Genomic DNA, 11,315 nt, shown 5'->3' on the forward strand with positions numbered 1-11,315 from the left:
TGCGCGGCCGTGCGCGCGTAATTGCCGAGGCACCATCGGACTCCAGCAAGCGAAAACGCAGCGTTTTCCGAGTAGCCCAAAGCCTGAGAACAGGACTTATATGTACGTATACGACGAGTACGATCAGCGGATCATCGAGGACCGCGTCAAGCAGTTCCGTGATCAGACCCGACGCTATCTGGCAGGCGAGCTGAGCGAAGAAGAATTCCGCCCCCTGCGCCTGCAAAATGGCCTCTACATCCAGCGTTTTGCGCCGATGTTGCGCGTGGCGGTGCCTTACGGCCAACTGACTTCCCGTCAGGTGCGCATGATGGCCAAGATTGCCCGTGACTACGACAAGGGCTACGCCCACATCAGTACCCGGCAGAACGTGCAGTTCAACTGGCCGGCGGTGGAAGACATCCCGGACATCCTCGCGGAACTGGCCACCGTGCAGATGCACGCGATCCAGACCAGCGGCAACTGCCTGCGCAACGTCACCACCGACCAGTTCGCCGGTGTCGCTGCCGATGAACTGATCGACCCACGCCCATGGTGCGAAATCGTCCGTCAGTGGACTACATTCCACCCGGAATTCGCCTACCTGCCGCGCAAGTTCAAGATCGCCGTCAACGGTTCGACCGCTGACCGTGCGGCCATCGAAGTCCACGACATCGGCCTGGAGCCGGTTCACAACGCCGCCGGCGAGCTGGGCTTCCGTGTGCTGGTCGGCGGTGGCCTGGGCCGTACCCCGGTGGTCGGCGCCTTCATCAACGAATTCCTGCCATGGCAGGACCTGTTGAGCTACCTCGACGCCATCCTGCGGGTGTACAACCGTTATGGCCGTCGCGACAACAAATACAAGGCGCGGATCAAGATCCTCGTCAAGGCGCTGACCCCTGAAGTGTTCGCGCAGAAAGTCGATGCCGAGATGGAACACCTGCGCGGTGGCCAGACCACACTGACCGAAGCCGAACTGCATCGCGTCGCCAAACACTTCGTTGATCCGGACTACAAGGCGCTGGAGAACCAGACTGCCGCCCTGGCCGAACTCGACAAAGAGCATCCGGGTTTCGCCCGCTGGCGTTCGCGCAACACCCTGGCGCACAAGAAGCCGGGCTATGTGGCTGTGACCCTGTCGCTGAAGCCGACCGGCGTTGCGCCGGGCGACATCACCGACAAGCAGCTCGATGCCGTCGCCGATCTGGCCGAGCGCTACAGCTTCGGTCAACTGCGCACGTCCCACGAGCAGAACATCATTCTCGCCGACGTCGAGCAGAGCCAGTTGTTCACCCTCTGGGGCGAGCTGCGTGAAGGTGGTTTCGCCACGCCGAACATCGGCCTGCTGACCGACATCATCTGCTGCCCGGGCGGTGATTTCTGCTCCCTGGCCAACGCCAAGTCGATCCCGATCGCCGAATCGATCCAGCGCCGTTTCGACGACCTGGACTATCTGTTCGACATCGGTGAGCTGGACCTGAACATCTCCGGTTGCATGAACGCCTGTGGTCACCACCACGTCGGCCACATCGGCATCCTTGGGGTGGACAAGAAAGGTGAAGAGTTCTACCAGGTGTCCCTCGGTGGCAGCGCCAGCCGTGACGCCAGCCTGGGCAAGATCCTCGGCCCGTCCTTCGCCCAGGACGACATGCCGGACGTGATCTCGAAGCTGATCGACGTGTACGTTGAACAACGTACCGAAGACGAGCGCTTCATCGACACCTACCAGCGTATTGGCATCGACCTCTTCAAGGAACGCGTCTATGCAGCGGATCATTAAGAACAACGAGGTGGTCGACGAAACCTGGCACTTGCTGCCCAAGGACGCGACCCTCGACGGCATCTCCAACTGCGACGACCTGATCGTGCCGCTGGCCCTGTGGCGCGATCATGCTCACGCGCTCAAGGCCCGCGACGGCGGGCTGGGTGTGTGGCTGGACGCCGACGAAGAAGCCGAGGAAATCGGTGACGACGTCGCGCAGTTCCAGGTGATCGCGCTGAATTTCCCGGCTTTCACCGACGGCCGCAACTACTCCAACGCACGCCTGCTGCGCGACCGCTATGGTTTCAAAGGTGAACTGCGGGCGATAGGCGATGTGCTGCGCGATCAGCTGTTCTACATGCACCGTTGCGGTTTCGATGCGTTCGCCCTGCGCGCCGACAAGGACCCGTACGAGGCACTGGAAAGCCTGAAAGACTTCTCGGTGACCTACCAGGCCGCCACTGACGAACCGCTGCCGCTGTTCCGTCGCCGCTGACTCGAATACGCCTTGAGCACCTGCTCAAGGCGTACTTCCCTCCTCTTCTGTATCCGAACTGGCCAGCTCATTGGCCGGATGGCGCGCGAGTGCCTGATCGGTGAGTTGGCGAATCAGCGCCTGACGTTCATTTCTGAAATTGTCGTGAATCGCGTTCATCTGCACCGCTGCCTGGTCGCGCGCGAGTTCGGTCTGCCCGTCAAGACGCGCCAGTGCCCGTGCGGTCCGATCATTGATGACGGCGAAAGCATCAGGGTGGACTGATTCGAGAAATTCGACCCAGAATCGCTGACTGGCGCACCAGTCAGGAAACGCTGAAGAGCTTTCTATACGCATGACGGCCTGATAGGCCTGATCCAGGTTTTCCTGCGATACCTCGACGTTCAAAGGGCTGCTTATCGCCCTTGGCTGTCCCGGCAGATCGAGCCGTCCAGCCAGTCCCACCCGATAGGCCAGACTGAATTCGAGTGCGTGCTCGTAGACCCTCGGTTGGGCGCTGGCATTGATATCCGCCACGACCTGCTGCTCCAAAGCCTGCAAGCGGAACAGGCCTCTGAGCAACCCGGTCAATTGCCGTTCGAGCGATGCGCCGCCGACTCCGGACGCGACCATGGCCCGATAGCACAACACCTGAACTTCCATTTCGCTGAACACCGCCGAGTAGCCATCGACGCTGGTGGTGCCGACACGGGCCGTGCTGAACAACCGGCCGCGCAGCCCTGTATCTTCAGCCGCTGCCTCGATGACATTCCACACGCGCTCACTGAAATACGGGTACAACCTGGTGTAATCAGCCGTATGGATCAATTGCGAAAGTACGACAAAGAAATCCCGCGAGCCAGGCGCGGCCCTCACGGCCTCCCACATCACGCTGCGCGGCGTCGCTACGGCGGCAGGCTGGTCGGTCAACCAGCGGGCACTCTGGCCCTCAGGCTGCACACCAGGTCTTGGCTGATGACGATAGGCCCGGCCGATCACTCCTAAACTGGCACCGTTCGCCTGCTGGTACGCAACAATCTTCAGCAAGGCGTCAGGCGCCAAGGGATTGCCGATGAGCCGGATGGCGCGGTTCAACGCCGGCGGCCCCATGAGCACCGCCTGCGGTATGGTGGTTATCTGGTTATCGCGCAAATCGAGCAATTGCGGTCGGTTCAAACCGACAATCCCTTCAGGCCAGCGATCAAGGGCGCAACCACGCAAGCGCAGGATTTCCAGGTTCGGCAGCAGACTGACATCCGGGGCATGTACAAGATCCGGATTGAAATCCAGATCCAGTACCCGCAGGTGGGTCAACTGCACCAACAATGGCGCCGATGCAGACGGCAGCCGAATCCGATTGTCACTCAGATCCAGATGCGTCAACCAGGGCAAACGCTCCAGCGCCAACGGTAGCCGGGTCAGTTGATTTCCCCTCAGGGAGAGACTTCGCAGGTTGCTGAAATTATGCAGAAACGCCGTCAGCCCCAATGTCGGATTAATGCCGCCCATCACCAGATGCGTGACATGGCGGAAGTCGCCGACCACCAATGGCAACTCGCCCAAAGGCTCCGGGGCCAAGCTCAAGGTATCGGGCAAGGCATCGTCAAAAGACCCTGGCTCTCTGCGCCAACAGCGGATGATCGCGCGCATCGCACGAACTTTCGCCGCCCGTGGTACTTCACGCCATGAACCATCAACGCCATTGCACCAGGTGTCCCGTGTCACCCAACGGTTCAAGGCTTCGCGGATACCGAGAAATTCCCGTCGCAGCATCTCCAGCTTCATCAACACCGATATCTCATTTCTGCCCAGGGCGTTCAGTAGCGCATGGATCTGCGCGGGGGAATGTGCCGGATAGAGTTCCTGGGCACGGCGTATCATCACCGAAATATCGGTACCGGAATGTGTCCCTGCCCCTGACCGTGGACGGTGTGCCCGCCTCAGGGGCGAAACAGCGCCGGGGCGCTCCCCAATCGTCCTGGCGAACGTCGCTCGACGTTCGTAGGCAAGCTGAGTGATTTTCTCCCGCAGTGCTTGCGAAGTTGTATCGCCCGAGAGGCCCAGCGCGGATCGGTGATGCGTCGACAACCCCTGCCATAGCGCCTGAAAATAAGGCTTGCCTGATCCAGTTGCCGCACGCTCGTCGTGACTGACCGCTGCGTCCTGTATCTGCGACGATGACGTTCCCGACCCACCCGGCAAGTGCTCAAGGGCATCGAGCACCACGCGGTGGGTGTCTTGACCACCGCCGCTATCCAGGTGCAACCCTTCATAGGCCCGACAGACAGCGATCGCCTGCCGATATCGACGGACTTCTTGCGCCAGTCGCAACGGTACGCGACCCGCATCCAGCTCTTGCGCCTCGCCACTCAACGCACCCTCAACCAATTCTTCGGCAACACTGGCGGGCAGATCGGCGAAGGAGTGCTGTAGGAACGACACCCTGCCATTACCCGCCACTTCGGTGCGCCTGTAGATTCGCTGGAACAGCTGCACCCGATGACCTTGCGCCTGTGCATCGACGATTTGCTGTAGCCTGCGGGCCTGAACGGCCGGGTCCAGGGAGGTCAGTCCGAGCAGGCTCTCGCGCTGCCGGTTACCGAGGGCCGCCAGCAGGGACCGGTAGAGTTTCCCTCCGCTCAAGTCCTGCTGGCTGATGGTCAGGGTCGTGGTCGCGGTTGGCGCGCCATAACGGCTCAGTTCCGTGCCCGCGGCCTCGAGGACACTGACCACAGTGTCGGCCGGCCAGGCAGTCGATGTGGTCAACAAGTGCAATTGCAGGTCAGGGTCTGCCAAGGGCGCCGACAGCGGAATCTGCAGTTGATCGATGAAATCCGTCACCACTGCATCGGCGCGAAACCGCCGGAGCGTGTCGACCAACAACGCCGGCGGATGGCCACGATCCACATGAACCTGGCGCATCACGCTGTCCTCGATGCCACTGACGTCCAGGATCTGCAGCGCGACGGCGTCCGACACGTCCTCGCGCGCGTAGCCGAAGCGGCGAAACAGTCTTAATCGATCCCAGTCCTGAACTCGTTCTGAATCATGCCGCCAGGCCCCCCGGTCGTTGGTTTCGAGAAGCGGCGAATAGCGGATCGTAGACGCCGGTGGCGCCATCACCTCCCACAATCCGGTCTGCGGTTCGGGCCGCACCGCATAATGGTGTGTATCGAGCGTCAGAAACGCCTGGCCATCGACCCAGCGCAAGCCTCGCTCATCGGGTCGCACTCCGGCAGGCGGTGCTCGACGCAGCCGATAGGGGCGCAGGTCGGGCTTCCAGAGGCGAGGCTGCCCTGAAGCCAGGTTGACGAGGCGCAAGCGCTCAATGAACGCCGATGACCGGACGACTTTGAACGCGCTGCTCACCGCTCGCGTACCGGCGGCGAAAGCCGCCATCAGAATCAGGTTTTCGACGACATCGAAAAAATAATCCGTTGCCTGTTCCTGCTCGCCTCTGGACCAGCTGGCGATCCCTTCGTAAACCTGCGAGAGCAATTGCACCGCCGTGACCGCCAGCAATAACTCACCGGCAACGGGGATGAACGATGCGGCCACCAGTAAAAGATCCAGGCCGATCGCCTTGTAGGTGTCCAGTCGGGCAAGTCGGCTTTTTTCGTCCTCATCGTCCGTGGGAACCACAATGAGCCGCGCGTCCGCCATGGTTTGTTCGGCGTGTTGGCGATACATCAGATTGAACGGATCACCCGCGAAATCGACACCGGACAATGTCACATACAAAACCGTAGGAGGCAGCATCGAGTGACTGCGTGGATACAGGCGCTGTTCGAGGTCCGTCACCCACGCGGCGCGTTCGCCGATCTTGATATAGCGCATGAAGAACTGGCGAAATCCACTGTCTTTCAATCGCTCGCTCAACTCTTTCTCGAAATTGCTGAAGGATGAGTACTCCTTGAGCGGGTGCAGAGGATCACCTGGCAGGTAAACAACGCAACGGTAGTCGTTGTCGGCGTGCTCGCTGACCGGGCCGATAAACAGCGCACCGTTGAGTGTGGCGCCAAGCATCCGCAAGGCCTGATAACCCAGGGTGTTGGTTCCCAGCCTGATCCGGCCCGCGCGCTCCTTTACTCCCTGTAACATCCGATGAACTTCGACACTGATATGGTTCTTCATTACTGCTATATGCCGATCCACCTCGAAGCGACACTGCAAGTTCGCAACAAACTTGCTGCGTAATGGATGTTCATCGGCGCTGATATTGAACACCGCACGAAGATGTTCCTGATACTGTTTTCCCAAATCCAGCGTTCGACACAATCGCGCAAATTCATGGGGTTGTATCGGCAATATACGAGCTTCCCGACCAGTGACTTTTTCGGGGATATAGATCAATGAAGTGTCGTTGTAATTGGTCGCCTGTGTCTCGCTGATTTCAAAATTCTCACAGGCGGCCATCAGCAGATCCCGATCGATTGGCAATACCAGCTTCCTGCGCAAGCCCAACAGACTGGAAGTGGAGCGCACGTGCTGAAAAATCACTCCGCTGATATCCAGCGATCTGCCGAGCTTTTGCGACATGGCGCTGGTCAGTAACGGCGCGCAAAATGCTTCGGGCGACTTGAGCGTCTTCAGAAACGGGTCCATTTCACTCTGGGCGCGATGGCTGGCCATCATGCTTTGATAAAGTGTTTGACGCAGTTCATCCGATGCCGACAGCAGCCAGCCGGGAGCATTGTTCTTGATTAACTCAAAGAACATGCCTTTTTGTTCGGGTGTTAATACAGGCGCGACAGCCTGTACAGGTAAGGAAGACATACTGAATATCTCGAAAACTGAAAGTAGCAACAGCTTATCGAGCAGGCCTTTTTATAAAAGCGCGAATTGCCGATGAAAAACTTCAAGTTCGAATCAACTATTCAAACTCAAACTATACATATATACCGCCACCACAAAAAAAACCCTTTCACCGTTACAGTGAAAGGGGTTTTTCGTTGGCCTTTTCTTACCAGAAGCGTTGCTGGGTCAAACGGCTCCACCAGCTCAGCAGCACGCGATCCACTGAACCGCTGGCGGCCATGCCGATGCGCTCCTGCAGGCTTTTGCGCTCGGCGTAATGCAGGTGATAAACCTCGGCTTTCTTCGCCCGGTCGGCCAGGTATTCATCGCTGGTCTTGAGCTCGTCGACCAGTTGTTTGTCCAGCGCTGCAACACCAAGCCAGACCTCACCGGTAGCCACTTCATCAATCGCCAGTTGCGGGCGATAGCGCGAAACGAAGTTCTTGAACAGCTGATGGGTGATGTCCAGGTCTTCCTGGAACTTCTCCCGACCTTTCTCGGTGTTTTCGCCGAACACGGTCAGGGTGCGCTTGTACTCACCGGCGGTCAGCACTTCAAAATCGATGTCGTGCTTTTTCAGCAGACGGTTGACGTTGGGCAACTGCGCCACCACACCAATCGAGCCGAGAATCGCGAACGGCGCGCTGATGATCTTCTCGCCAATGCACGCCATCATGTAACCGCCGCTGGCCGCGACCTTGTCGATACACACGGTCAACGGCACGCCGGCTTCGCGAATACGTGCCAGTTGCGAAGACGCCAGGCCGTAGCTGTGCACCATGCCGCCGCCGCTTTCCAGACGCAGTACCACTTCGTCCTTTGGCGTGGCGAGGGTCAGCAGTGCGGTGATTTCGTGACGCAGGCTCTCGGTGGCCGAGGCCTTGATGTCACCGTCGAAATCGAGCACGAACACCCGGGATTTGCTCTCGGGTTTGTTCTTCTGCTTCTTCTCGGATTTTTCCGATTTGGCCTGGCCCTTGCGCAACGCCTTGAGCTGATCCTTGTCGAGCAGGGTCTGCTCCAGACGTTCACGCAAGCCTTTATAGAAATCGTTGAGCTTGCTGACCTGCAACTGCCCCGCCGACTTGCGCCGGCCCTTGCTGCGCAATGCAGCAAAACTGGCGAGCACCACCAGGATGGCGACCACCAGCGTTACGGTCTTGGCCAGGAAGCTGGCGTATTCGGTGAAAAACTCCACAGAGACTCCTTAAAACAATGCGCGGATGCAAAACACGCGCGGGATGGTTCCAGCATACCCATGCGCCGCCTCGTCGGCCAGCCGTGAAACCTCTGGCAACAGGCCTGTAACGAGCATTTCAAACAAGCGTATGTTTTTTCATTGACAGCACTCTTTCATCCTCATAACCTCGCCAAACCTTCAACGTACCGGGATGACGCGGACGTGGGCAGCATCTATCTGATTCGACATGGCCAGGCCTCCTTTGGTGCAGACGACTATGACGTCCTGTCGCCCATCGGTGTGCGCCAGGCAGAAGTCCTCGGCCAGCACCTCGCCGAGCTGGGAATCCGCTTTGATCGCTGCCTGGCCGGCGACCTGCGTCGTCAGCAGCACACGGCCATCAGTGCGCTGGAGCAATTCAGCGCCAAGGGCCTGTCGGTACCGACGCTGGAGACCGACTCCGCGTTCAACGAGTTCGATGCCGACGCGATCATCCGCGCCCTGATCCCGGCCATGCTCGAGGACGAGCCGGAAGCCATCGACATCCTGCGCAACGCGGCGCAGAACAGCGCCGAATTCCAGCGTATCTTCGCCCTGGTCATCGAGCGCTGGCTGGCAGGCACCTACGACACCCCCGGGCTGGAAAGCTGGCTGGGTTTCGTCGAGCGGGTACAGGCCGGACTGCACCGGATCCTCGAACAGGCCGACGGCAACCAGAAAATCGCCGTGTTCACCTCCGGCGGCACCATCACCGCCCTGCTCCACCTGATTACCCAGATGCCTGCCCGGCAGGCCTTTGAACTGAATTGGCAAATCGTCAACACCTCGCTCAACCAGCTGAAGTTCCGCGGTCGCGAGGTGGCTTTGGCCTCCTTCAACAGTCACGCACACCTGCAACTGCTGAAGGCTCCGGAACTCATCACTTTCCGCTGAGTCCGGATAATTGTGACCCTTGCTGTAATCAACCAGCGCCTAACCCAAGAAAGGATCGAACCATGACCTCCGTAGCTGATGCCGTAAAAGCGATGCAAGCCAAGTTCAACCCAGCCGCTGCTGCCGGTCTGGATCTGGTTTTCGGTTTCAACATCACCGACGAAGACAAGCACTACGCGCTGATCGTCAAAGACGGTACTTGCGACATCCAGGAAGGTGAAAACCCGGACGCCAACTGCACCCTGGTACTGGACAGTGCAACCCTGAAAGACATCGTCAGCGGTGAAACCGACGGCATGCAAGCGTTCATGGGCGGCAAACTGCGCGTTGAAGGCGACATGATGCTGTCGATGAAGCTGTCCGAGCTGTTCCCGTCGTAAGACTTGGTTCGGTTTGAAGAAAATCCCGCCCCTGTGGCGGGATTTTTGCGTCTGACTCCCAGGTTTCGTCATAAACAGGCCATAGGTGGGAGGGGGCTTGCTCCCGAAGGCGTCGGATCAGCCACAACGTTTGCCGCCTGGCACACCGCTTTCGGGAGCAAGCCCCCTCCCACATAGGTCACGTGGTGCTCCATAAACTGCAGCATGCACCTTCTTCTACGTTGGAACTGTCATCACCCAGCAAATGATGCCGCCAACAGCTCCTGCGTATACGGATGCTGCGCATCGCTGAATAGCGCACTGGTCTCGCCACGCTCCAACACTTCGCCATCCTTCATCACAATCAGGTCATGAGCCAACGCCCGCACCACCGCCAGGTCATGGCTGATGAACAGATAAGTCAGCCCATGCTCTTCCTGCAGCCGCCGCAATAAAGCAACGATCTGCTTCTGCACCGTGCGATCCAGTGCCGAGGTCGGCTCATCGAGCAGAATCAAATCAGGCTTGAGCACCAGCGCCCGAGCGATGGCAATCCGTTGTCGCTGGCCACCGGAGAACTCGTGCGGATAGCGATGTCGGGTCGCCGGATCGAGACCGACTTCGCGCAGCACATCGATCACCGCCTGTTCACGCTCGGCAGCATTCAAGTCGCTGTGTACCTGCAAGCCCTCGGCAATGATCTGCTCCACACACAAGCGCGGGCTGAGACTGCCGAACGGATCCTGAAACACCACTTGCAGGCGTTTGCGCAGTGGCCGCAGCTGCTTGCCGCTCAATTGCTCCAGCGCCTCACCGGCAAAGCGAATGCTGCCCTCGGCGTCGATCAGGCGCAAAATCGCCTGACCCAAGGTCGACTTGCCCGAGCCCGACTCGCCGACAATCCCCAGCGTCTTGCCGCGCTGCAGGTTCAGATCAATGCCCTTGACCGCCTGCAGCCAATTCTTCGGCCGCAGCCAACCGCCGCTCAGGCGAAAACGCACATTCAGATCGCGCACCTGCAACAAGTCCTGCGCGACATCCCGGCACAGCGCTTCGCCCCCGGGCTCGGCGTTGAGCAATTCGATGCTGTAAGGATGCTGCGGCGCGCGAAACAGTTGCCCGCACGACGCCTGTTCGACGATCACACCGCCGCGCATCACCGCCACTCGCTGCGCAATGGTGCGCACCAGATTCAGGTCATGGCTGATGATCAACAGCGCCATGCCCAGGCGCTGTTGCAGCTCTTTAAGCAGCAACAGAACCCTGCGCTGCACCGTCACGTCCAGCGCCGTGGTGGGTTCGTCGGCGATCAACAATTGCGGCTCGCAGGCCAGCGCCATTGCGATCATCACCCGCTGGCGCTGGCCGCCGGAGAGCTGATGCGGATAGGCCTTGAGCCGTTCGCGCGGCTTCTGAATGCCGACCAGCTCCAGCAACTCAAGAATCCGTTCACGGGCTTGCGCGCCCGCCAGGCCTTTGTGCAGCGCAAGGCTCTCGCCAAGTTGCCGCTCGATCGTATGCAGCGGATTCAGCGAACTCATCGGCTCCTGAAAAATCATCGCGATCCGGTTGCCCCGTAACTGGCGCAGATAGCGCTCATGCACACCGAGCAGCTCTTCACCGGCATAACGAATGCTGCCATCGATCCGCGTGATGTTCGGGTCAAGCAATTGCAGGATGCTGTGGGCGGTCACCGATTTGCCGGAGCCAGACTCCCCGACCAGCGCCAGGCATTCGCCCGCACGAATATCGAGGTCGATGCCATGCACCACTGGCTGGCCGTTGAACGCCACACGCAGGTCGCGTATTTCGATCAGGTTATCGTTCATC

7 protein-coding genes are annotated in these 11,315 nt (G+C 59.5%); 4 read left to right on the forward strand and 3 right to left on the reverse strand.

Annotation, left to right across the window (positions count from 1 at the left end; all coding sequences use genetic code 11):
• Positions 1 to 100: 100 nt before the first annotated feature.
• Together HDC30_RS01450 and HDC30_RS01455 are read left to right on the forward strand one after the other, a co-directional pair.
• Positions 101 to 1,759 (forward strand): nitrite/sulfite reductase, encoded by a 1,659-nt coding sequence (locus HDC30_RS01450; protein WP_183780171.1) that lies wholly within the window; start codon positions 101 to 103, stop codon positions 1,757 to 1,759.
• Positions 1,743 to 2,237: a DUF934 domain-containing protein gene (locus HDC30_RS01455; RefSeq protein ID WP_098964198.1), complete on the forward strand. Its 495-nt coding sequence runs from the start codon at positions 1,743 to 1,745 to the stop codon at positions 2,235 to 2,237. Before HDC30_RS01450 ends, HDC30_RS01455 begins: the two co-directional genes overlap by 17 nt.
• 24 nt (positions 2,238 to 2,261) lie before the next feature.
• Here HDC30_RS01455 and HDC30_RS01460 read toward each other — a convergent pair whose 3' ends face one another.
• On the reverse strand, positions 2,262 to 6,992 hold the full coding sequence (locus HDC30_RS01460; RefSeq protein ID WP_183780174.1) for a dermonecrotic toxin domain-containing protein: 4,731 nt from the start codon (positions 6,990 to 6,992) through the stop codon (positions 2,262 to 2,264).
• Positions 6,993 to 7,179: 187 nt separating this feature from the next.
• Positions 7,180 to 8,211: a protease SohB gene (sohB, locus tag HDC30_RS01465; protein WP_027613703.1), complete on the reverse strand. Its 1,032-nt coding sequence runs from the start codon at positions 8,209 to 8,211 to the stop codon at positions 7,180 to 7,182.
• A gap of 204 nt (positions 8,212 to 8,415) precedes the next feature.
• On the opposite strand from sohB, the gene HDC30_RS01470 reads away from it, so the two are divergent.
• A complete protein-coding gene (locus HDC30_RS01470) occupies positions 8,416 to 9,126 on the forward strand; it encodes a histidine phosphatase family protein (protein ID WP_183780177.1) in 711 nt (236 codons plus the stop codon).
• Between the two features lie 62 nt (positions 9,127 to 9,188).
• On the forward strand, positions 9,189 to 9,506 hold the full coding sequence (locus tag HDC30_RS01475; protein WP_027613701.1) for an SCP2 sterol-binding domain-containing protein: 318 nt from the start codon (positions 9,189 to 9,191) through the stop codon (positions 9,504 to 9,506).
• 233 nt (positions 9,507 to 9,739) lie between these two features.
• Here the strand turns inward: HDC30_RS01475 and HDC30_RS01480 are convergent, their stop codons facing one another.
• Positions 9,740 to 11,314 carry an ABC transporter ATP-binding protein gene (locus HDC30_RS01480; RefSeq protein ID WP_183780180.1) on the reverse strand — a complete coding sequence of 525 codons (1,575 nt, stop codon included), beginning with the start codon at positions 11,312 to 11,314 and terminating at the stop codon, positions 9,740 to 9,742.
• Position 11,315: the final 1 nt, after the last annotated feature.

The organism is Pseudomonas sp. JAI115 (assembly GCF_014200835.1).
In the GTDB taxonomy this organism is placed as follows: Bacteria; Pseudomonadota; Gammaproteobacteria; order Pseudomonadales; family Pseudomonadaceae; genus Aquipseudomonas; species Aquipseudomonas putida_A.